The following is a 21,811-nucleotide window of genomic DNA, read 5'->3' on the forward strand; positions in this document are numbered from 1 at the left end:
GCCGGATTCAGCTCCTCCCGTCCGTAAGCGATCACGAATGGGGGGTGGTTAGCATGAGGAGTTGACGATTTCCGACGGACGGGGCCTTCTTCACATGGAACGTGGTTCCTCGGGGCTTCGCTCCGCGCAGCCCAGCGCCTTGCGGATGCGCGTCGACCGGCTCGTCCGTGAGGTCGCCAAGTTCGGCGCGGTGGGCGGTGCCGGCCTCCTCGTGAACCTCGGCGTGTTCAACCTGGTGCGCAGTGTCACCGACCTGCAGGTGGTGCGGGCCAGTGTCATCGCCACGGTGGTGGCCATCGTCTTCAACTACGTCGGGTTCCGGTACTTCACCTACCGTGACCGTGACAAGAGCGGCCGCACCCGTGAGATGACGCTGTTCGTCGTGTTCAGCGCCATCGGGCTGGTCATCGAGAACGGTGTGCTCTACGCGGCGACGTACGGGTTCGGCTGGGACAGCCCGCTGCAGAGCAACATCTTCAAGTTCCTCGGCATCGGCGTCGCGACGCTCTTCCGGTTCTGGTCCTACCGCACCTGGGTCTTCAAGGCGCTGCCTCCGCAGGCGCCCGCCGCCGAACCGGTGCGGCCGTCCGGGCAGCGGGTCGGGCAGCGGGTCTGAGCCGCCTCAGCGCACGGTGGGCGAACCGTCCTGCGGCTTGCGCGGGGTGGTGCGGGACAGGAAGAGGCCGAAGACCGGGGGCTGGGCCTGGAGCATCTCCAGGCGGCCGCCGTCGGCCTCGGCGAGGTCGCGGGCGACGGCGAGGCCGATGCCGGTGGAGTTGCGGCCGCTGATGGCCCGCTCGAAGATGCGCGCGCCGAGGTCGGCCGGGACGCCGGGGCCCTCGTCGGTGACCTCGATGACGGCCTGGTTGCCGGTGACACGGGTGCGCAGGGCGACCGTGCCGCCGCCGTGCATGAGGGAGTTCTCGATCAGCGCCGCCAGCACCTGCGCCACCGCGCCCGGTGTGCCCACCGCCTCCAGGTGCCGCTTGCCGGAGCTGACGATGGCCCGGCCGGCGCTGCGGTAGGCGGGGCGCCACTCGGCGAGCTGCTGCTGGATGACCTCGTCGAGGTCGAAGGTGACGGCGGAGCCGTTGCGCGGGTCGCGGGAGTTGGTCAGCAGCCGTTCCACGACGTCCGTGAGGCGTTCCACCTGGCTGAGCGCGATGGTCGCCTCCTCCTTCACCGTCGCCGGGTCGTCGGTGAGGGTGATCTCCTCCAGCCGCATCGACAGCGCGGTCAGCGGGGTGCGCAGCTGGTGGGAGGCGTCGGCGGCCAGGCGCCGCTCGGCGGTGAGCATCCGGGCGATGCGCTCGGCGGAGGCGTCCAGCACATCGGCGACCCGGTCCAGCTCGGGGACGCCGTAGCGCTTGTGGCGCGGCCGGGGGTCGCCGGAGCCCAGGCGTTCGGCGGTCTCGGCGAGGTCGGTGAGCGGGGAGGCGAGCCGGTTCGCCTGGCGCAGGGCGAGGGCCACCGCGGCGATCACCGCGAGCAGGGCCACCGCGCCGATGATCAGCAGGGTGCGGCCGACCTCGCGGGTGATGGCCGAGCGCGGCTCCTGGACGGTGACCGTCTCGCGCTCCTCGCCGGTGGCGGTGTACTCGATGACCTCGCCCTCGGGCTTCTCGCCGATCTCGATCGGCGCCTTGCCGGGGATGCGGACGACGGCGTACCGGTCGTCGCCGACCTGTTCGCGCAGCACCTCCGCGGTGATCTGCTCCCGTCCGAGGATCCGCCCGTCGACGATCCCGGCGAGCCGCACGGCCTCGGAGTTCACCCGCTCCTGGGCCGTGGTGCTGATCGTCCGGGTCTCGACGATCACCAGGGAGACGCCGAAGACGGCGATGACGACGAGCACCACGGCGAGCGTGGACTGGATCAGTCGGCGGCGCATGTCCCTCTACCTGTGCCGGAGCCCGTACGGCCCGCCGGGCTCAGCTCTTCTCGAAACGGAAGCCGACGCCCCGGACCGTGGCGATGTACCGGGGGTTCGCCGCGTCGTCGCCGAGCTTCTTGCGCAGCCACGAGATGTGCATGTCGAGCGTCTTGGTCGAGGACCACCAGGTGGTGTCCCAGACCTCGCGCATCAGCTGGTCGCGGGTGACGACCCGGCCCGCGTCGCGCACCAGCACCCGCAGCAGGTCGAACTCCTTGGCGGTGAGCTGGAGCTCCTCCTCGCCCATCCACGCCCGGTGCGACTCGACGTCGATGCGCACCCCGTGGGTGGCCGGCGGCTGCTGGGGCTCCGCGGAGCCGCGCCGCAGCAGGGCCCGGACCCGGGCGAGCAGCTCGGCGAGGCGGAACGGCTTGGTGACGTAGTCGTCGGCGCCGGCGTCCAGGCCGACGACCGTGTCCACCTCGTCCGCGCGGGCGGTGAGGATCAGGATCGGCACGGTGTGACCCTCGGCACGCAGCCGGCGGGCGACCTCCAGACCGTCCATGCCGGGCAGGCCCAGGTCCAGGACGACCAGATCGACTCCGCCCTGGATGCCCGCGTCCAGCGCGGTGGGGCCGTCCTCGCGGACCTCGACCTCGTACCCTTCCCGGCGCAGCGCGCGGGCCAGGGGTTCCGAGATGGACGCGTCGTCCTCGGCGAGCAGTACACGGGTCATGACCTGATGGTAGTCCGCCCCGCAGCGGCGCCGAGGTGGGATCACGCCCTCCGGATTCCTACCGTCCCAGTCATCCGGAAAGTCCGGTACACCCGATACATGCATGCATGATGAACCTATGATTCAGGGATGCGATCCTAGTGATCACACAGGAAACAACCCCTGCGGTTCCTTGATCACCTGTGATCCATCTCTCAAGTCCTTCCATATCCGGCACTGCACTGCCGTATGGTGATTCAACGCCTGTAGCACCACGGGGACCTTTGGCGGCCGTTCGACGCCGAAGGTCTCTTTTGTGTGCGGGCCGGCCCTCGCCGGCCTCGAAAGGAATGACCTGTGGCCGGGCCTCACGCGCGACGCGCGCCGAGGCGTGGATCCCGGTGGTCGCCGTCCGCCGCTCCGTGATCCGGGGCGGCACCTCCCCCGGGCGTGGGGCGGACGGCCCGACGCGCCGGTGCCGGCCCCCCACAGGGCGCGCAACGCTCCACCGCGCGTCCCGACCAGCAAGGAACGACCCATGGCGTCCAGCCTGACGAAGGACTCGGCCCGACCGGGCACCCCCGGTTCCGAGAAGACCTTCTTCGGCCACCCCCGCGGTATGGCCACCCTCTTCATGACGGAGATGTGGGAGCGCTTTTCCTGGTACGGAATGCGCGCCATCCTCACCCTCTACCTGGCCGCGGCCGTCCTCGACGGCCCCCTGGAGGACCGGCAGGCCCTGGCCGCATCGATCTACGGCGTCTACAACGCGGTCGTCTACATGGCCGCCATGCCGGGCGGCTGGGTCGCCGACCGGCTCTGGGGCGCCCGCAAGGCCGTGCTGGTCGGCGGCATCGTCATCGCGCTCGGCCACTTCACCCTGGCGATCCCCTCGGACGCCTTCTTCTTCCTCGGCCTGGGCCTGATCGCGGTCGGCACCGGCCTGCTGAAGCCGAACATCTCCGCGATGGTCGGCGGCCTCTACGAGGGCCAGTCCAGCGCCCGCCGCGACGCCGGCTTCACGATGTTCTACATGGCGATCAACGTCGGCGCCATGGTCGCCCCGCTGGTGGTCGGCTACCTCGGTGAGCACGTCAACTGGCACCTCGGCTTCGGTGTCGCCGGTGTCGGCATGACCCTCGCCGTCGTCCAGTACGTCCTCGGCGGCCGTCACCTCGGTGACATCGGCAAGGAGCCCGGCACCCCGGCCACCCCGGAGGAGAAGCGGGCCGTGCTGCGCAAGGCCGCGCTGTGGGGCGGCATCGCCGTCGCCGCGCTGCTCCTGGACGTGGCGCTGGGTACGTACGACATCGAGCACGTCGTGAACGCGCTGGCGGTCCTCGGCATCGTCGTCCCGGTCGTCTACTTCGTGGCGATGTACCGCAACCCCGCCCTGACCAGCCAGGACAAGCCGAAGATCCAGGCGTTCGTGTGGTTCTTCGCCACCGCCGTGCTGTTCTGGATGATCTACGACCAGTCCGGCTCGCTGCTGACGATCTTCGCCGACGGCAAGACCGACCGCGTGATCGCCGGCTGGGAGTTCCCGGCCTCCTGGTACCAGTCGGTGAACCCGGCCATGGTCATCGTGCTGGCCCCGCTCTTCGCCGCCCTGTGGGTGAAGCTGGCCCAGCGCAACCGTGAGCCCAGCACGCCGATGAAGTTCGCCCTGGCGATGCTCCTCATCGGTGGCTCCTTCGGCATCATGGGCCTGGCCGGCGCCGCCGCCGCGAACAGCGAGACCGGCAAGGTCACCGTCTTCTGGCTGCTGAGCGTCTACCTGGTGCAGACCATCGGTGAGATGTGCCTGTCGCCGGTCGGCCTGTCGCTGTCGACGAAGCTGGCGCCGAAGCAGTTCGTGGGCCAGATCATGGGTCTGTGGTTCCTGGCCACCGCGACGGGCAACGCCCTCAACGGCTGGACCACCAAGCTGAACGCGCCGCTGGGCGACGCCGTCTACTACACGCTGTGGGCGATCATCGCCGTCGCGGCGGGGCTCGCCTTCATGACGGCGGGCCGCAAGATCCGCGCGCTGATGGGCGACGTGCGCTAGCGCGCCGCGCGAGCCGGCGGGGCCGCCGGGATCCAGGTGGATCCCGGCGGCCCCGTCGCTTCTCAGGGCTGTGCGCGGTTCCTGGCGCCTCAGAGGCGGGTCACCTGAGCCTCCGCCCCGGCCGTCCCGGCCGTCCCGGCAGGAAGGTGAACACCGCGCCGCCCAGCAGGACCGCCGTCCCGGCCACCAGGCCGAGGGCCTTCAGGGTGCCGTGGCCGTCCGCGCCGGTGTCGGCGAGGCCGCCGCCGCTCGCCGTGCCGCCTGTGGAGGAACCCGAGCCGCCCGTCGCGGATCCCGAGCCGCCGCCGCCCGCCGCTCCGCCGGGCTGGGCCGTGGTGTCGAGGGTGAGGGAGACCTCCGTCCTCCTCGGGGTGCAGGTCGTCGTCGTACCGAGCGCCTCGATCGTGAGGACGCCCGGGGACAGCGTGGACTCGCCGCTCGCACCCGGCTTGTACGTGCCGGTCAGGTCCGGGATCTCTATGGGGTCGCCCGCCTTGATCTCCTCCTTGTTGGTGGGGCCCTCGACACGGACGGTGCCGCGGTCGGCGCCGCCCAGCACGACCTCCATCGACGGCTTGACCGAGTCCTCGGGGATGGTCGCGGGGCTGTCCATCACGGACTTCTTGAAGCGCACCGTGAGGTCGAAGTCCGCCCCGTCCCGCTTGGCGTCGATCTGGACCGGCGAGGTCGCCTCACGGTCGCCGATGGGCGTCTTGCAGGCGTAGGGGACCTGGACCTCCTTGCCCTTGACGTCGGAGGCGGGGGCGCTCGGACCGGACGGCCGCGCCGTCGTGGGGGGCGGGGTGGTCGCCGGGGGCGGGGTCGTGGCGGGGGGCGGGGTCGTGGTCGGGGGTGGGGTCGTGGTCGGGGGTGGGGTCGTGGTGCCGCCGCCCGCCGTCACCGTGATCGTCGCGGCCGCGCCCACCGGCTCCTTTGGGGTGCACCTGGTGTCCGTCGACATGGCGTTGATGGTGTACGCGTCCGGGGTGAGCCTCAGTTCGCCGGGGGCCGTCGGCGTGAGGGTGCCCTTCATGTCGGGCAGCACCATGGCCCCGCCCTTGGGGATGGGCGGGTTCTTGCGCGGCCCCCGCATCGCCAGGTCCGCGGTCTGCGCCCCGGACACCTTCAGGACGCCGCTCGGCTGCACCGAGTCCGCGGGCAGATCGATCAGGTCGGGGTTCTTGGAGGCGGCCTGGACGAACCTCCACACCACCTCGACCGGCTCGCCCACCTTCGCGGTCGCCGGGGCGGTGATCTCCACCTTGCTGGTGCCGTGCACCGGAGGCAGCCCCGAGATGGCCGGCGGCACGCACTCGGTGGCGTACGAGACCTCCGCGGCCCGCGCGGGGACGGCGGCCAGGGCGAGCACGACGCCCGCCCCGGCCACCAGGGCGATACCGCGCCCCGCGGCCCGTGTGCCTCTCCTTCGCTCCTTCACGTGCTTCCCTTCCTGGTAGCGGGATCGTCGTCGTGCGGTGCGGAGAGTGCGCCGGGACCGGCGTCCGGCGTGAACCACGGCAGGGCCGGCCGCGCCGGCTCCGGGGGCGGCGCCGGCCGCCTCGGCGGGGACAGGTGCAGGGCGGGCACGGACAGCAGCGGCCCCCGCCGACGCGCGCCGCCGTGCGGCCGTACCCGGTCCACCACGGCCATCCCGGCGCGGAACAGCGCGGCCGGCACGACCAGGCAGAGCAGGACCCAGAACAGGGTCACGCCCCAGGGGCGGCCCACCGCCCAGGGCTGTTCGGCCATCACCTTGCCGCCGTACTTCAGCGAGACGCTGTAGTCGCCGTGCGCCCCGGCGGCGAGCTCCACGGGCAGTTCCACCCGCGCCCGGCGGCCCGGTCGGATCGTGCCGCGCCACTGCCGCTCCTCCCACTGCGGGGCGAACACACCGTGGGAGGTGCCGACCTGGAACACCGGGTCCCGTACGGCCGTCGTGCCCACATTGCCGACCGTGAAGACCAGCGTGCGGGCGGGCGGCGCGCCGAACCACGTCAGCAGGCCGCTCGACCCGTCGAGGCGGGTGTCGGTGAGGACCGCCAGCCGTCCGCCCCCGGACTCCGGCGGCAACGGCTCGACGGGGTGCCCGGCGACCTGGAAGACCACGTCGGCCTGCGCCTTCGGGCCGGTCACGGTGGCCACGTGCACCACGCAGGGGCACGGCACCGGCGGCTCGGCCACCGGCAGCCGCCGCTCGAAGCGCCCCTCGGCGTCCGTGGTGACGGCCCGGCCGTCGGCGTTGGCACAGGAGTTGGTGCCGCCCACCACCCCGCGCGAGGGCACGGACCGGCCGCAGACCAGGATCATCAGCAGCGTGCGCGCCCGCCAGCCGCTCCCGGAGACGGTGACCGAACCCCCCGTGCCCGCCTGCGCCTCGGACACCTCCACGACGGGCCGCTCCGCCGCCTCCGCGCCGGGCATCAGCAGGGAGGCGGCCAGCACCCACGCCACCAGTCGGCCTCTCACCTCAACACCCCCCGGCCCCGCGGGACCTGCGCCTGCGGACGACGAGCAGAGCACCGGCCGCCAGCACTCCCCCGGCCCCCGCCGACGCGGCCGGCCACGGCACGAACCGCGCCGTCACGCTCGCGGTGTCCCGGGCACCGCCCGCCGCGGTGACGGTCAGCCGCACCTCCACCGCGTCCAGCGCCGGCCGCCCCGGCCACGGCTCGGTCAGCCGCATCCGGCGGCCGGGCGGCAGCTCGACGGGCAGCGTGCGCGGCGCCCGGTCGAGGACCGGCCCCAGCAGCCCCTGCGCGCGCACCGCGAGCCGCGGCACCAGGGTGGTCGTCCCGCGGTTGACCAGCTCGTACGTGATCCCGTCCGCGCCCACGGCGACCTGCTCGACGGTCAGCGCGGACAGCCGGGGCCCGCCGATCCTCAGCAGCACCGCCACGCTCGCCGTGCGCCCGGCGCCGTCCCGGACGGTGATCGTGCCGGTGCGGTCGCCGGGGGCCGCGCCGGGCGGGACGGCCACGGTGAAGGGCACGTCGGCACGGGTACGGGCGGGCACCCTGACCCTCCGGTCGGCGAAGGCGAGCGGGACGCCGGTGCCGGTGAGCCGTACCGTCACCGGTCCGGCACCCCGGTTGGTGACGGACAGGGTGTCCTGGAGGACGGCTCCCGGAACGCCCTCGGCGTAGACGGACGGGCGGCCACCGCCCGAGGGCGCGGCGGACCAGCCGTCGGCGGCCGGGACGGGGGCGGCGGACCTGCCCTCGGCCGCCGAGACGGCCGGGGCGGCCAGGGCGAGGGCGAGGGCGAGCAGCGAGAGGGTCGGGGGCAGGAGGCGTACGGCGTACGGCATCGGCGGCTCCAGCGCTGGTGCGTCCGGGAGGTCAGCGGCGGGCGCGGGCCTGGTTCCGCCGGGTCAGCCACAGGGCTCCCGCCGCGCCGGTGAGCAGGACGGTGCCGCCGAAGGTGCCCAGGGCGATCGCGGAGTCCGCGGGGCCGGTCTGCGGCAGGCCGCCGCCGGAACCGCCCGAACCGCCCGAGCCGCCGGAATCGCCCGAGCCGCCCGAGCCGCCGGGCCGGGGCGCGCCGCCGCCCGCCGTCGTGACGTCGAGGGTGAGGGAGGGGCCGGGGTCGCCGGTCGGGGTGCAGGTCGTGGTCGTCCCGAGGGCCTTGATGGTCAGGACACCGGCGGTGAAGGTGACCTTCCCGGACCTGCGCGGGGTGTACATGCCGCTCAGGTCGCTGATCTTGATGGGCGTGTCGGCCGGGATCGCGGCCTGGTTGGGCGGCCCGGTCACCGTGAGGCTGCCGCTGTCCGCGCCGCCGATCTCGACCGTCGCGCTGGGGTCCATCGCCCCCTTGCCCAGTTCGACGGGGCTGGAGGACACCCCTTTCTGCCAGGACATGGTGATCCGGTAACCGCTGCCGCTCTTCACGCCCTTGATGTCGATCGGCGAGACCGCGCTCTTGTCCCCGATCGGTGTCCTGCACCGGTAGTTGACGTCCACGACCTCGGCACGGGCGACGGGAGTGCCCATCAGGACAGCCGATCCGGCCAGGACGGCGACGACGCGTTTGCGGTACGACACGGCCGTACCCCCATTTCTGACGGCACATCAGATCGGCCGTCAAGGTACGCCCGCGCACAAGAAGAGGGAAGAGAAAGACGCCCGGGGGCGCGGGGAACCGCGCGAGAGGCGAGCGCGAGCCGTACCCGCGGGGCAGGACAGGCCCCGGGGCCTGTCTAGGCGGGGGCCCCCAACTCCGCCCACACGGTCTTCCCGGCCACTCCGGGACTGCGTACGACCCCCCAGTCCAGGCACAGCCGCTGCACGATGAACATCCCGTGCCCACCGGGCCGCCCCGCCCGGTGGGGGCTGCGCGGTGCCGGCTGCCCGGTCCCCCGGTCGGCCACCTCGATCCGGATCACCTTGTCGTCACAGGAGATCCACATCTCGTCCGGGCCCTCCGCATGGAGACACGCGTTGGTGACCAGCTCGGACACGACGAGCAGCACGTCCTCCGCCGCCGCCCGCCGCTCCGCGGACGCGGCCGGCAGCCAGCCCCACGCGTAGAGCGCCTGCCGGGCGAAGTCGCGGGCCAGCGGCACGACACCCGCCTGGCCCTCGAAGTCCAGCCGACGGACCCGCCGACCCTCACCGGCACCGGAAGCGCCGCTGGGCTCTTCGGAGCCCGGCGAGTACGGCCGGGTGGTGCTCATCAGCGCTTCACCTCACCGATTCACCAGATCACGATTCACAAGTCACTGCAGAAACCCGCAACGCGGTGGTCGCCGCCGCACACGTCCAGAAGGTTCTCCTGCCCCGGCAGCGCGACGAAACACCCGCCTTCTTCCGGCTCAACCGGATTCGTCGGCGAGGGCCGCCTCAAGGGTGTCATGGACGGTGAAAACCGCCTCCGCACCCGTGATCTCGAACACCCTCGCCACCACCGGCTGCATGCCGACGAGATGCACCCCGCCACCGGCGGCCTCCGCCTTCAGCCGGGCGCCGAGGAGGACGTTCAGCCCCGTGGAGTCGCAGAACTCCAGCCGGGAGCAGTCGACGACCAGACGGCTCAGCCCCTTGTCGAGGCAGTCCTCAAGGGGGTCGCGGAGCAGGTCGGCCGTGTGGTGATCCAGCTCACCCGCCGGAGTCACGACGGCATTGGAGCCCTCCTGCCGCACCTCCACCAGAAGCCGGCCAGACTGCGCGCTGCCGACCGTCCCGTGGTCCATGCCGTCTCTCTCCCGAGGTCGTGGCTTGCTGACGTACGCCCTCGAACACTACGCCTTCCTCACACTCTCCGACACCCGAACAACCGCCAAGAAACGGACATTACGCCGCATATCGCACTTGCAGTGGTCGTCGGAAAGCGGGTAGGGCTAGAAGAGACACGTAACCGACACGGCCGGCTTTGGAGGCGCCGCACACCGCAGTGCACGTACTGGCCCCGGCAGCCATATGCCGAGAACGATGGAGGACATCATGTCACCCCGGCTCGACGCATCGCATACCCCCACAGCGACGTCGACACCCACTCCGGAACATCTGGACACCATCGCCCCCACGACCGCGGGCGACGACGCGCTCGCCGGTCTTCCGGAGATCCCCCCGTACGACGAGGTGGGGCCGGTCGACGCGCGGGCCCTGTCCAAGACCCTCTTCGAGCGGCTGGAGTCCCTCGAGGAAGGCACGCACGAGTACGCGTACGTACGCAACACGCTCGTCGAACTCAACCTCGCGCTCGTCAAGTTCGCCGCCTCCCGGTTCCGCTCCCGCAGCGAGCCGATGGAGGACATCGTCCAGGTCGGCACCATCGGCCTGATCAAGGCGATCGACCGCTTCGAACTCGCCCGCGGAGTCGAGTTCCCCACTTTCGCGATGCCGACCATCGTCGGCGAGATCAAGCGTTTCTTCCGCGACACCTCCTGGTCCGTGCGCGTCCCGCGCCGCCTCCAGGAGCTGCGGCTCGACCTGGCCAAGGCCGGTGACGAGCTGGCCCAGCGGCTGGACCGCGCCCCGACCGTGCCCGAACTGGCCGAGCACCTGGGGATCAGCCACGACGAGGTCGTCGAGGGCATGGCCGCGTCCAACGCGTACACCGCCAGCTCGCTGGACGCCCAGCCCGAGGAGGACGACTCCGAGGGCGCGCTCGCGGACCGCATCGGCTACGAGGACCACGGACTCGAAGGCATCGAGTACGTCGAGTCGTTGAAGCCGCTGATCGCCGAACTCCCGCCGCGCGACCGGAAGATCCTCTCGCTGCGCTTCGTCGCCGGCATGACCCAGTCGGAGATCGGCGAGGAACTGGGCATCTCGCAGATGCATGTCTCCCGGCTGCTGTCACGGACGTTGGGACGGCTCCGCAAGGGGCTGACCGTCGAGGAGTGACACCCTGGGCCGTACGGCTCCTCGGGGGTGGTTCGATCCGTCGGACCACCCCCGCCGCCGTTACCGGACCGCGCCCTTCTCCCCCTCGGTTACCGGGGGAAACGTCTTTTCCCCTCCGTCTCCGTCCATCACTATGGGCACCCCCAAACCGACTGGTACGTAAGCGACTTGGCCGGCGGGCCGACGGGGACGCGAGGAGGCGGACGAATGGCGCGGGCCGAGGGAACCGACAACGATGCCGGGACCGTGGGCGGCGGGGACGGCGCGTACGCGAGCGCGTCCGACGCCCGGCTGACGGAACTGCTGCGCACCCGCAGCGTCACCGCGTACCCCGCCCTGCAGGAACTGCGCGCCCGCCACCGGGAGTCCGTCCTCGCCTACGCCCGCCTGTGCACCGTCGGCGACACGGTGGCCCGCCAGCTCGCCGCCCACGCCTTCACCGAAGCCGCCCGCGAGGCCGCCCGCGGCACCGAGCCGGCGACGCCCGTGCGGCACCGGCTGCTGCTCCTGGCCGGCGAGGTCGCCGCGCGGTGGGCGGCCGACGAGCGGGCCGCCGGGCTCGACGCGGGCCTGCGGCAGACGCTCACCGCGATGGTCTCCGAGCCCGCGCTGCTGCGCGCGTTCCGCTCGCTGCCCCCGCGGGTCCAGGGCCTGGTCTGGTACGGCCTGGTCGAGGCGGAGCCCGAGGAGCGCACCGCGCTGCTGCTCGGCCTGAGCCCCGCCGACGTGGCCTTCGGCACGGCCCCCGCGCTCCAGACCCTGTCCCGCACCGCCCTGCACACCCGTCTCGCCGACTCCGACGGCCCCGACTGCCAGGACTTCCGCCGCCTGATCGAGGAGTCCGTACGCCCCGACTCGCCCCGGCACAGCCCCGACCTGTCCGCCCACATGGCCCACTGCGCCCACTGCACGGCGGCCTACGAGGAGCAGTGCGCCCTGCACGACGACCCGCGCCGGGCCCTGGCGGAGGGACTGCTGCCGTGGGCGGGGGCGCGGTATGCGGGCCGTGTGCGGGGGGCGGAGCCCGGCGAGGGATGGCCGGGGGCTCGCCGGGGGGCCGGCTCGCGGGGGCGCGGGGCGGGCTCGCGCGGGAGCGTGGCGGGGGCGGGCTCGCGTGGACGCGTGGCGGGGGCCGGTTCGGGCGGGGCGGGACAGGGCGGGGGCCTCGGGGCCGCCGCGGCGGGGGCGGGCTCTGCGGTCTGGGGTGCCGAGGCGGCCGGTGTCGGGCGGGCCGGGTGGCGGGCCTGGGCCGGGTCGGGGGTGAGCGGCCGGGCGGGCCGGGGTTCCGGTGCCGGGTCCGGCGGGGCGGGCCGGTTCGTCTGGGGTTCCGTCGACGAGGCGGGGCGCGCGTGGCCCGCGTCGCGGCGGCTGGCGCTGGCCTCGGCGGCGCTGGGCGTGGCCCTCGTACCGCTGCTGGTGTTCCTGCTCGCGCCGGGTGAGCCGGCCACGGAGCAGGCCGCCTCGCACACCGTGCGCACCCCGCCGGCCCCGCCGCCGGTGACGGTGACCGCGACCGTGTCGGTGACGCCCTCGCCGTCCGCGTCCCCCTCCCCGTCGAGGACCCGCACGTCACCGCCGCCGTCGCCGTCCCCCACCCCGACCCCGGAGCCGTCCCGGACCTCGGCCCGGCCGACGCCCTCCGCGACGCCGAAACCGCCCCCGCCGCCTCCGGCGCACCCGCCGAACGGCACGTTCGCGCGGGTCGTCAACGTGGCGACCGGCCGGTGCCTGGACGTGCGCGACGGCTGGTTCGACAACGGCGTCGACGTGATCACCGCCCCCTGCTCCGGCTCCCCCACCCAGCGATGGCGCTACGACGCCGAGCGCGCCGTCCTGCAGTCGGCCGCCGACCGGGACTTCTGCCTGGACAGCCGCGGCTCGGTGGACCGGGGCGTGGGCATCTGGACCTGCGACTCGGTCTACGGGCGCAACGGCGTGAACCTGATGTTCGCGGTGGACGGCGCCGGACTGATCCGCCCGTACATCGCGCCCGGCACCGCCGTCACCCCCGTGGGCGGCGACGCCCTGTGGCTCGGCGGGGTCGAGGGGAGTGAGCGGCAGCGGTGGCGGGCGGGCTGACCGGGCTCACACCACCTTGACGCCCGCGCGCCAGACCTGGGTGACCAGCGGGACGCCCGGCCGGTAGGCGAGGTGGACGTGGCTGGGCGCGTCCAGGACGGCGAGGTCGGCGCGGGCGCCGGGGGCGAGGCGGCCGATGTCGTCGCGGCGCAGGGCCGCGGCGCCGCCCGCGGTGGCCGCCCAGAGCGCCTCGTCGGGCGTCATCCGCATGTCCCGTACGGCGAGCGCGATGCAGAACGGCACGGACGAGGTGAAGGACGAGCCGGGGTTGCAGTCGGTGGACAGGGCGACGGTCACACCCGCGTCCAGGAGCCGCCGCGCGTCCGGCCACTCGGCGCGGGTGGAGAACTCGGCGCCGGGCAGGAGGGTGGCGACGGTACGGCTGTGGGCCAGCGCGTCCACGTCGGCGTCGGTCAGGTGGGTGCAGTGGTCGGCGCTGGCCGCGTCGAGCTCCACGGCGAGCTGGACGCCGGGGCCGTAGGAGAGCTGGTTGGCGTGGACGCGGGGGTGCAGGCCCCTGGCCCTGCCCGCGGTGAGGATCGCGCGGGCCTGGTCGCCGTCGAAGGCGCCCTTCTCGCAGAACACGTCGATCCAGCGGGCGTGCGGCGCGCAGGCGTCCAGCATCTCGCCGGTGACCAGGGCGACATAGCCGGCCGGGTCGTCGGCGTAGTCCGGGGAGACGATGTGGGCGCCGAGGTAGGTGACCTCGTCGGTGTGCGCGGCGGCGATCCGCAGCGCGCGGGCCTCGTCCTCGACGGTGAGCCCGTAGCCGGACTTGGTCTCGAAGGTGGTCGTGCCCTGGCGCAGCGCCTCGGCGAGCAGACGGGTGAGGTTGGCCTCCAGCTGCGCGTCCGTGGCCGCGCGGGTGGCCGCGACGGTCGTGCGGATGCCGCCCGCGCTGTAGGAGCGGCCGGACATCCGGGCGTTGAACTCCTGGGTGCGGTCGCCCGCGAACACCAGGTGCGAGTGGGAGTCGACGAAGCCCGGGATCACCGCCCGGCCGCCGGCGTCGACCCGGTTGTCAGTGGCGGGTGCTTTGCTTGCCTCACCGGTCCACGCGACGCGGTCGCCGTCGATGACGACGGCCGCGTCCTGGATCAGGCCGAGGGGGGAGCCGTCACCGAGGGAGGGGTCGTTGGTGACCAGCGTGGCGATGTTGGTGATGACGGTGCTGCTGCTCATGGTGTCCTCGTGGGCGTGGCGGGCGGCGGGGGCTGCGGCTTCGGGCGCGGCGGTCAGTCGCGCAGGGCTGCGACGGCCTGTGCGAGGGCCTGCGGCACATCGGGGACGAGCGTGTGCGCCCCGTCGCGCACGACGTGCCGTCCGCCCACGATCGTGTGCCGCACGTCCGCCGCGGTCGCCGCGAAGACGGCCGTCTCGGCGCCGAGGCGGGGCGGCGGCCCCGCTGTCCTGACCGAGTCGAGCGCGAGGGTGGTGAGGTCGGCGAGTGCCCCGGCCTCGATGCGTCCGGCCTTGTCCCAGCCGAGGGCGGCGTGGCCGTCGGCGGTGGCCGCGCGCAGCAGGGCCGCTGCCGTCCAGTGGCCGCGGGTGCGGGTGCGCAGCCGCTCGTCCAGCTCCATCGCGCGGGCCTCTTCGAGCAGGTCGATGACGGCGTGGCTGTCGGAGCCGAGGGAGAGCGGGGAGCCCGCCCGTTGCAGGGCGAGGGCGGGTCCGATGCCGTCGGCGAGGTCCCGTTCGGTGGTGGGGCACATGCAGGTGCCGGTGCCGGAGCCGCCGATCAGGGCGATGTCCTCGTCGGTGAGGTGGGTGTTGTGGACGCCGGTGGTGCGCGCTCCGAGGACGCCGTGCTCGGCGAGCAGCTGGGTGGGTGTGCGGCCGTGGGCGGCGAGGCAGGCGTCGTTCTCGGCGGTCTGCTCGGACAGATGCACATGCAGCGGGGCCCGCCGCGCCTCGGCCCAGCCGGCGACCGTGGCGAGCTGGTCCGCGGGGACCGCCCGCACCGAGTGGATCGCGGCCCCGATCCGTGCGTGATCCCGTTCCTTGAGAACTGAACAGCGTTCGGCCCACTGCTGCGCGCTGCCGTCGGAGAAGCGCAGCTGGTGCCGGTTGGGCGCCTCGCCGAAGCCGGAGGACAGGTAGCAGGTGTCGAGGAGGGTGATGCGGATCCCGGCCTCGGCGGCGGCCGCGATCAGTGCCTCGCCCATGGCGTTGGGGTCGGCGTAGGGGGTGCCGCCGGGGGCGTGGTGGAGGTAGTGGAACTCTCCTACGGAGGTGATGCCGGCGAGGGCCATCTCGGCGTACACCGCGCGGGCGAGGGCGTGGTAGCTGTCCGGGGTGAGCCGGTCGGCGACGGAGTACATGACCTCGCGCCAGGTCCAGAAGGTGCCGGAGCCGACCTGGACGGTGCCGCGCAGTGCGCGGTGGAAGGCGTGGCTGTGCGCGTTGGCCAGACCGGGCAGGGTCAGCCCGCGCAGCACCTCCGCGCCAGGGGGCGGTGCGTCCACGCCCGTGCGGACGGCGGTGATCCGGCCGTCGGCCACGTCCACGGTCACCCCGGGCTCGACACGGTCGCCGAGCCAGGCGTGCTCCAACCAGTAGGTGCCCTTGGTCACTTGCCGGCCAGTCCTTCCAGTACGTCGGCGAGGGCGGTCACCCCGGCCAGGCAGTCGTCCTCGGCCGCGTGCTCTGCCGGGGAGTGCGAGACGCCGGTGGGGTTGCGCACGAACAGCATGGCGGTCGGGATACGTCCGGACAGGATCCCGGCGTCGTGTCCCGCCCCGGTGCCGAGCACGGGGACGGTCAGGCCAGTGTCCTTGCCCAGGATGCGGCCCAGTTCGTCGCGCAGGGCGTGGTCGAACTCCACGACGGGCGTGAAGGACTCCCGGACGATGTCGAGCTCGACGCCGTGCCGCTCGGCGTACTCCAGGGCGGCCTTCTCGATCCCCGCGGTGACGGCGTCGAGGGTGCCCTGGTCCGGGGCCCGGCTGTCGAGCCAGCCGCGCACCAGGGAGGGGATGGCGTTGACGCCGTTGGGTTCGACGGCGATCTTGCCGAAGGTGGCGACGGCTCCGGCGAGTTCGGCCTCGCGGCGGGCGGCGAGGACGGTGTCGGCGTAGGACAGCATGGGGTCGCGCCGGTCCACCAGCCGGGTGGTGCCCGCGTGGTTGGCCTCGCCGCGGAAGTCGAACCGCCACCGTCCGTGCGGCCAGATGGCGCTGGCGATGCCGACGGCGTCCCCGGTGAGGTCCAGCGCCCGCCCCTGCTCGACGTGCAGTTCGACGAACGCGCCGATGCGGTCCAGCCGCTCGGGGTCGGCCCCGATGGCGTCGGGGTCGTAGCCGGCGGCCTCCATGGCCTGCGGCAGCGTGATGCCGTCGGCGTCGGTGAGCCGGTGCGCCTGCTCGACGGTGAGCGCGCCGGAGGTCAGCCGCGAGCCGACGCAGGCCAGCCCGAACCGGGCGCCTTCCTCGTCCCCGAAGTTGACGATGGCGAGCGGCTTGGCGAGGGTGACGCCCCGCGCCCGGAGCTCGTCGAGCGCGGCGAAGGACGACACGACCCCGAGGGGTCCGTCGAAGGCGCCGCCGTCGGGCACGGAGTCCAGGTGCGAGCCGGTGACGACGGCGTCCCCGGCGGCGGGGTCACCGAGCCAGGCCCACTGGTTGCCGTTGCGGTCGACCTCGTAGGTCAGTCCGCGTGCCTCGGCCTGCTCCTGGAACCAGGCGCGGCAGTCGGCGTCGGCCCCGGTCCAGGCGAAGCGGCGGTAGCCGCCGGAGGCGGAGCTGCGGCCGACCGGCAGCAGCTCCGCCCACATGCTGTGGAAGGTCACGCCTGGTCACCCTCGCGCATCGGCACCCGCACGCCCTTGGCGTCGGCGACCGACTCGGCGATGTCGTAGCCGGCGTCCACGTGCCGGATGACGCCCATGCCGGGGTCGTTGGTGAGGACGCGGCGGATCTTCTCGCCGCCGAGCTTGGTGCCGTCGGCCACCGTGACCTGCCCGGCGTGGATGGAGCGGCCCATGCCGACGCCGCCGCCGTGGTGGAGGGACACCCAGGACGCGCCGGAGGCCACGTTGACCATGGCGTTGAGCAGCGGCCAGTCGGCGATGGCGTCGGAGCCGTCGAGCATGGCCTCGGTCTCGCGGTAGGGGGAGGCGACGGAGCCGCAGTCGAGGTGGTCGCGGCCGATCGCCAGGGGGGCCGCCAGCTCGCCGCTCGCCACCATGTCGTTGAAGCGCTCGCCGGCCTTGTCGCGCTCGCCGTAGCCGAGCCAGCAGATACGGGCGGGCAGGCCCTGGAAGTGGACGCGCTCACCGGCCATCTTGATCCAGCGGGCCAGGGACTCGTTCTCCGGGAAGAGGTCGAGGATCGCCTTGTCGGTCTTGGCGATGTCGGCGGGGTCGCCGGACAGGGCGGCCCAGCGGAAGGGGCCCTTGCCCTCGCAGAACAGGGGGCGGATGTAGGCGGGGACGAAGCCGGGGAAGGCGAAGGCGCGGTCGTAGCCGGCGAGCTGGGCCTCGCCGCGGATGGAGTTGCCGTAGTCGAAGACCTCGGCGCCGGCGTCCATGAAGCCGACCATGGCCTCCACGTGCCGGGCCATGGACTCGCGGGCCTTCTGGGTGAAGCCGGCCGGGTCCTTGGCGGCGGCGTCGGCCATGTCCTCGAAGGCCACGCCGACCGGCAGGTAGGACAGCGGGTCGTGGGCGGAGGTCTGGTCGGTGACGATGTCGATGGGCGCGCCCATGGCCAGCAGCTGCGGCACCAGCTCGGCGGCGTTGCCGAGGACACCGATGGACAGCGGTCGGCGGGCGTCGCGGGCCTCGGTGGCGAGCTGGAGGGCGTGGTCGAGGGAGTCGGCCCTGACGTCCAGGTAGCGGTGCTCGATGCGGCGCTCGATGGCGCGCGGGTCGCAGTCGATGCAGATCGCGACGCCGTCGTTCATCGTCACGGCCAGCGGCTGGGCGCCGCCCATGCCGCCGAGACCGGCGGTGAGGGTGATGGTCCCGGCGAGGGTGCCGCCGAACTTCTTCGCGGCGACGGCGGCGAACGTCTCGTAGGTGCCCTGGAGGATGCCCTGGGTGCCGATGTAGATCCAGGAGCCCGCGGTCATCTGGCCGTACATGGTCAGGCCGAGCTGCTCCAGGCGGCGGAACTCCTCCCAGTTGGCCCAGTCGCCGACCAGGTTGGAGTTGGCGATGAGGACGCGGGGGGCCCATTCGTGGGTCTGCATGACGCCGACGGGACGGCCGGACTGCACCAGCATCGTCTCGTCCTGCTTGAGGGTGCGCAGGGTGCGGACCATGGCGTCGAAGGACCGCCAGTCCCGCGCGGCCTTGCCGGTGCCGCCGTAGACGACGAGCTTGTCGGGGTGCTCGGCGACCTCGGGGTCCAGGTTGTTCTGGAGCATCCGCAGGGCGGCCTCCTGCTGCCATCCCAGGGCGCTCAGTTCCGTACCGCGCGGCGCTCGGACGGGGCGGGGTCCTGACATGGTCTGCCTCCTAGTGGGGGTGCTCCCTGCGGAATGTTGCATCTGTTATTCACATCCTGGCCCTATGAATAGAACTAGTCAATACGTCGGTCTTCCGGCGCGCCCGCGCCGGGGATGTTTGGCTGGATGTATGAAGCCCGGCATCGACCGGGCAGAGGATGCTGGGCGCAGGGATGCCGGGCGTGGAGGATGCCGGGCGCGGCGGTGACATCACGGGGGCGACGTGGAGATGGGCGGTCGGGAGGAGCGGGCGGCCCGCCGGGACGAGGCCGTCCGGGCGGCGGTGGAACAGGGCCTGCTGGGGCCCGAGGAGCCGATCGTCGGGCTGCTGGACGTCACTGGCGTGCGCGAGTCGGCGGCCGAGCTGCGGGCGGCGTTCGACGCGGTGGTGGCGCCGGGCACCCCGGTGCTGCACGCCTTCGCGGTGAAGGCGTCCCCGCTGGTGCCGGTGCTGCGGCTGCTGCACGCGCAGGGCATCGGCGCGGAGGTGGCGAGCCCCGGCGAGCTGGCCCTGGCACGGGCGGCCGGGGTGCCGCCGAAGGACACGGTGCTGGACTCCCCGGCCAAGACGCCGGCCGAGCTGCGCGAGGCGCTCGCCCTCGGCATCGCGGTCAACGCCGACAACCCGCAGGAACTGGACCGCATCGACGCCCTGATGAGGTCCGCGCCCAGCCGCTCCCCGCTCGGCATCCGGGTCAACCCGCAGGTGGGCGGCGGCGCCATCGAGGCACTGTCGACCGCCACGGCCACCTCGAAGTTCGGTGTGCCGCTGCGCGACGAGGGCGCCCGCGACTGGGTGGTCCGCGCCTTCCAGGACCGTCCCTGGCTGACCCGGCTGCACACCCACACCGGCTCCCAGGGCGTCCCGCTGTCCCTCATGGCGCAGGGCGTGGCGGAGACGTACGCGCTCGCCGAGGAGATCAACCGCCGCATCGGCCGCCCCCAGATCGACACCGTCGACATCGGCGGCGGCCTCCCGGTGAACTTCACCTCCGACGCCACGACCCCGACGTACGCCCAGTACGCCCGGCTGCTGCGCGAGGTGGTCCCCGGTCTGTTCGACGGCCGCTACGGCCTGGTCACCGAGTTCGGCCGCTCCCTGCTCGCCAAGCACGGCACGATCGTGGCCCGCGTCGAGTACACCAAGACCGCGGGCGGCCGCCCCGTCGCCGTCACCCACGCCGGCGTCCAGGTCGCCACCCGCACGGTCTACGCCCCCGCCTCCTGGCCGCTGCGCCTCGCCGCCTACGACCCCAAGGGCCGCCCCAAGGACGCCCCGCAGGCCGTCCAGGACGTGGCGGGCCCCGCCTGCTTCGCCGGCGACCTCCTGGCCACCGCGTACTCCATGCCGCGACTGGACCAGGGCGACTACGCGGCCGCCCTGGACACCGGTGCCTACTACTTCGCCCACCACTACGCGTACAACTCCCTGCCGCGCCCGGCCGTCTACGGCTACGCGGCGGACGGCCGGGGCGGCATCGCGTTCGCGACGGTCCGCAGGGCCCAGACGCTGGAGGAGATCGTGAGGGAGTCGGGCGGGGGGCACGCATCCGGACTGACGGACCTGCCACGCCGTCAGGGGCGCGGGGAACCGCGCGAGTGACCACGGGCAGCCCGCGCCCGCCACACGACGGGCACCCCTACGGCGGTCACCGCCCCGCGGCCACCCCGGTCTTCCGGTACTCCCCCGCCTGGGCCGGACGCCAGTCCACCGGCACCCACAGCAGCGCGTCCCGCTCGAACCGCCGCCGGATCCACGCCGCCTTCACCCACAGCCCGACGCCGCACCCGGCCAGCACCATCCCTCCGGCGGCCGGTACGGCGAGGGAGCTGCCCAGCGCGACGAGAAACGCCAGCAGCAGCCACCACCGACGCTCCCTGCGCCACTTCCGCATCGTCACCGCGCGGTCCTGCAGGATGTCGTAGCGCCCGGCCCGCTCCGCCGTCCCGGCGAGCGCCGCATACCGTCGTCCGCGCACCACGGCGACGACAGCCGCCGCCACCAGAAACGCCGCGGCCCCGGCGAGGACCCCGATCCGCCGCCCGGTGAACCCGGGGACCAGCGTCCCGAGGCCCGCCGCGAGCACCCCCAGCCACCACAGGGGCGCCGCACCCGCTCGTACGACGAAGACCACCCGAGCCAGTCCCTGACCTCCACGACCCGCACGCGCCACGTTCCGCCTCCTTGTCGTCCCGGCGCCGTTGTGTCGGCGGCGTAGGTTAGCGAGCGAAGCTGAGACGAACGTGAGAAGACACCACGGGAACGGGACGGCTCAGTCGACGAAGAGCCCCCGCGCCGCGGCCTTGGCGTCGAACTCCTCCAGCCGGGCCTGCGCGTCGGGCAGTTCGTCGGCCATGGCCTCCAGCAGCACCCGCCCGAGCAGCATCGGCGCACAGGCGGTGTCGAAGGCCAGCCCCGTGCCGACGGCGGCGGGCAGCAGCAGGTCGGACACCTTGGCGACGGGCGCGAACGCGGAGTCGGCGACGGTGACGACGGTCAGCCCGGCCTCGCGGGCGTAGGCGAGGGTGTCGACGACCTCGCGGGGATGGCGCGGCAGCGCGAAGCACAGCAGGGCGCTCGCGCCCGCGCGCACGGCGCCGTCGATCCGGTCGTGGATCATCGTGCCGCCCTCGTCGAGGAGGCGTACGTCGGGGTGGACCTTGGCGGCGAAGTAGGCGAAGCCGTATGCCTGGGCGGCGGCGGCGCGCAGGCCGAGGACGGGCAGCGGGCGGGAGGCGGCGAGGACGCGTCCGGCCCGTGCCACGGGGGTGGGGTCGGCGAGGGCCTCGGCGAGATGGCGGAGGTTCTCGATCTCGGCCTCGACGGCCTGCTGGTACTCGTTGGCGACGGCCGCGTCCGGCGCCTGCTCGGCCGGGGCGACCTCGCGCAGATGGCGGCGCAGCGCCGGGTAGCCGTCGAAGCCGAGGGCGACGGCGAAGCGGGTCACCGACGGCTGGCTGACGCCGGCCAGCTCGGCGAGCTCCACGCTGGACAGGAACGGCACGTCCGCGGCGCGCCGCACCATGCTGTGCGCGATGCGCCGCTGGGTGGGCGTGAGCCGGTGCCCCTCGAAGAGCGCCTGCAGTCGGGCCGCAGGGCTGTCGGTCACGCTCATGACGTGCTTCCCCTCCAGAGGTCCGGGTCGGTGCGAGGTCCGCGCTATTCAGCTGTCAAGAACTCTGCATGCTCCTATGCAGCCGGGCAAGTGCCGTCTCATCCCGTGCGCACCTGCGGCCCGCCCGAGGACGACAACGGGGGCTAACCCCAATGCGCGCGCCGGGCCCGCTGCCTACGGTGA

At 73.4% G+C, this 21,811-nt stretch carries 19 protein-coding genes; 5 read left to right on the forward strand and 14 right to left on the reverse strand.

Features of this window, described 5'->3' with window-relative positions; translation table 11 throughout:
* Positions 1-94: 94 nt before the first annotated feature.
* Positions 95-616, forward strand: a complete 522-nt coding sequence (locus ACSU6M_RS13885) for a GtrA family protein (protein ID WP_437069991.1) — start codon at positions 95-97, stop codon at positions 614-616.
* Positions 617-622: 6 nt separating this feature from the next.
* Here ACSU6M_RS13885 and ACSU6M_RS13890 read toward each other — a convergent pair whose 3' ends face one another.
* Both ACSU6M_RS13890 and ACSU6M_RS13895 read right to left on the reverse strand, forming a co-directional pair.
* Positions 623-1,891, reverse strand: a complete 1,269-nt coding sequence (locus ACSU6M_RS13890) for an ATP-binding protein (protein ID WP_437069993.1) — start codon at positions 1,889-1,891, stop codon at positions 623-625.
* Between the two features lie 40 nt (positions 1,892-1,931).
* Complete coding sequence (locus ACSU6M_RS13895) at positions 1,932-2,609, reverse strand: response regulator transcription factor (protein WP_086169818.1); 678 nt, start codon at positions 2,607-2,609, stop codon at positions 1,932-1,934.
* A gap of 517 nt (positions 2,610-3,126) precedes the next feature.
* Between ACSU6M_RS13895 and ACSU6M_RS13900 the strand changes: the two genes are divergently transcribed.
* Entirely contained in the window at positions 3,127-4,638 is a 1,512-nt protein-coding gene (locus ACSU6M_RS13900; protein WP_437069996.1) for a peptide MFS transporter, read from the forward strand.
* Between the two features lie 100 nt (positions 4,639-4,738).
* Here ACSU6M_RS13900 and ACSU6M_RS13905 read toward each other — a convergent pair whose 3' ends face one another.
* The 6 genes from ACSU6M_RS13905 to ACSU6M_RS13930 form a co-directional block, all read right to left on the reverse strand.
* On the reverse strand, positions 4,739-6,076 hold the full coding sequence (locus ACSU6M_RS13905; RefSeq protein WP_437069998.1) for a hypothetical protein: 1,338 nt from the start codon (positions 6,074-6,076) through the stop codon (positions 4,739-4,741).
* Positions 6,073-7,059, reverse strand: coding sequence for a hypothetical protein (locus ACSU6M_RS13910; RefSeq protein WP_437075127.1), 987 nt, complete (start codon positions 7,057-7,059; stop codon positions 6,073-6,075). Before ACSU6M_RS13910 ends, ACSU6M_RS13905 begins: the two co-directional genes overlap by 4 nt.
* A gap of 46 nt (positions 7,060-7,105) precedes the next feature.
* On the reverse strand, positions 7,106-7,945 hold the full coding sequence (locus tag ACSU6M_RS13915) for a hypothetical protein (RefSeq protein WP_437070000.1): 840 nt from the start codon (positions 7,943-7,945) through the stop codon (positions 7,106-7,108).
* Between the two features lie 31 nt (positions 7,946-7,976).
* Positions 7,977-8,681, reverse strand: coding sequence for an LPXTG cell wall anchor domain-containing protein (locus ACSU6M_RS13920; RefSeq protein ID WP_437070002.1), 705 nt, complete (start codon positions 8,679-8,681; stop codon positions 7,977-7,979).
* Positions 8,682-8,836: 155 nt separating this feature from the next.
* Positions 8,837-9,313, reverse strand: coding sequence for an ATP-binding protein (locus ACSU6M_RS13925; protein WP_437070004.1), 477 nt, complete (start codon positions 9,311-9,313; stop codon positions 8,837-8,839).
* Between the two features lie 138 nt (positions 9,314-9,451).
* The gene (locus ACSU6M_RS13930) at positions 9,452-9,829 is read right to left on the reverse strand and encodes an STAS domain-containing protein (protein WP_437070006.1); all 378 of its coding nucleotides are present in this window, start codon (positions 9,827-9,829) and stop codon (positions 9,452-9,454) included.
* 250 nt (positions 9,830-10,079) lie between these two features.
* On the opposite strand from ACSU6M_RS13930, the gene ACSU6M_RS13935 reads away from it, so the two are divergent.
* Together ACSU6M_RS13935 and ACSU6M_RS13940 are read left to right on the forward strand one after the other, a co-directional pair.
* A complete protein-coding gene (locus ACSU6M_RS13935; protein WP_437070008.1) occupies positions 10,080-10,985 on the forward strand; it encodes an RNA polymerase sigma factor SigF in 906 nt (301 codons plus the stop codon).
* 207 nt (positions 10,986-11,192) lie between these two features.
* Entirely contained in the window at positions 11,193-13,064 is a 1,872-nt protein-coding gene (locus ACSU6M_RS13940; protein ID WP_437070010.1) for a ricin-type beta-trefoil lectin domain protein, read from the forward strand.
* Positions 13,065-13,070: 6 nt separating this feature from the next.
* Here the strand turns inward: ACSU6M_RS13940 and hutI are convergent, their stop codons facing one another.
* Genes hutI through hutU form a run of 4 tightly spaced genes read right to left on the reverse strand, consistent with a single transcriptional unit; the run spans position 13,071 to position 18,512 of the window.
* Complete coding sequence (hutI, locus tag ACSU6M_RS13945) at positions 13,071-14,246, reverse strand: imidazolonepropionase (protein ID WP_437070012.1); 1,176 nt, start codon at positions 14,244-14,246, stop codon at positions 13,071-13,073.
* 53 nt (positions 14,247-14,299) lie between these two features.
* Positions 14,300-15,637, reverse strand: coding sequence for a formimidoylglutamate deiminase (locus ACSU6M_RS13950; protein ID WP_437070014.1), 1,338 nt, complete (start codon positions 15,635-15,637; stop codon positions 14,300-14,302).
* Positions 15,634-16,851 (reverse strand): allantoate amidohydrolase, encoded by a 1,218-nt coding sequence (locus tag ACSU6M_RS13955; RefSeq protein ID WP_437070016.1) that lies wholly within the window; start codon positions 16,849-16,851, stop codon positions 15,634-15,636. The genes ACSU6M_RS13950 and ACSU6M_RS13955 overlap by 4 nt, the downstream gene beginning before the upstream one ends.
* Positions 16,848-18,512, reverse strand: a complete 1,665-nt coding sequence (gene hutU / locus ACSU6M_RS13960; protein ID WP_437070018.1) for a urocanate hydratase — start codon at positions 18,510-18,512, stop codon at positions 16,848-16,850. Before hutU ends, ACSU6M_RS13955 begins: the two co-directional genes overlap by 4 nt.
* A gap of 229 nt (positions 18,513-18,741) precedes the next feature.
* Between hutU and ACSU6M_RS13965 the strand changes: the two genes are divergently transcribed.
* Positions 18,742-20,115 (forward strand): diaminopimelate decarboxylase, encoded by a 1,374-nt coding sequence (locus tag ACSU6M_RS13965; RefSeq protein WP_437075129.1) that lies wholly within the window; start codon positions 18,742-18,744, stop codon positions 20,113-20,115.
* Between the two features lie 46 nt (positions 20,116-20,161).
* On the opposite strand, the gene ACSU6M_RS13970 is transcribed toward ACSU6M_RS13965, so the two are convergent.
* Positions 20,162-20,686, reverse strand: coding sequence for a hypothetical protein (locus ACSU6M_RS13970; RefSeq protein WP_437070020.1), 525 nt, complete (start codon positions 20,684-20,686; stop codon positions 20,162-20,164).
* A gap of 99 nt (positions 20,687-20,785) precedes the next feature.
* Positions 20,786-21,628 carry a MurR/RpiR family transcriptional regulator gene (locus ACSU6M_RS13975; RefSeq protein WP_437070022.1) on the reverse strand — a complete coding sequence of 281 codons (843 nt, stop codon included), beginning with the start codon at positions 21,626-21,628 and terminating at the stop codon, positions 20,786-20,788.
* Positions 21,629-21,811 lie beyond the last annotated feature (183 nt).

Origin of the sequence: Streptomyces sp. enrichment culture (assembly GCF_964272895.1) — a bacterium.
In the GTDB taxonomy this organism is placed as follows: Bacteria; Actinomycetota; Actinomycetes; order Streptomycetales; family Streptomycetaceae; genus Streptomyces.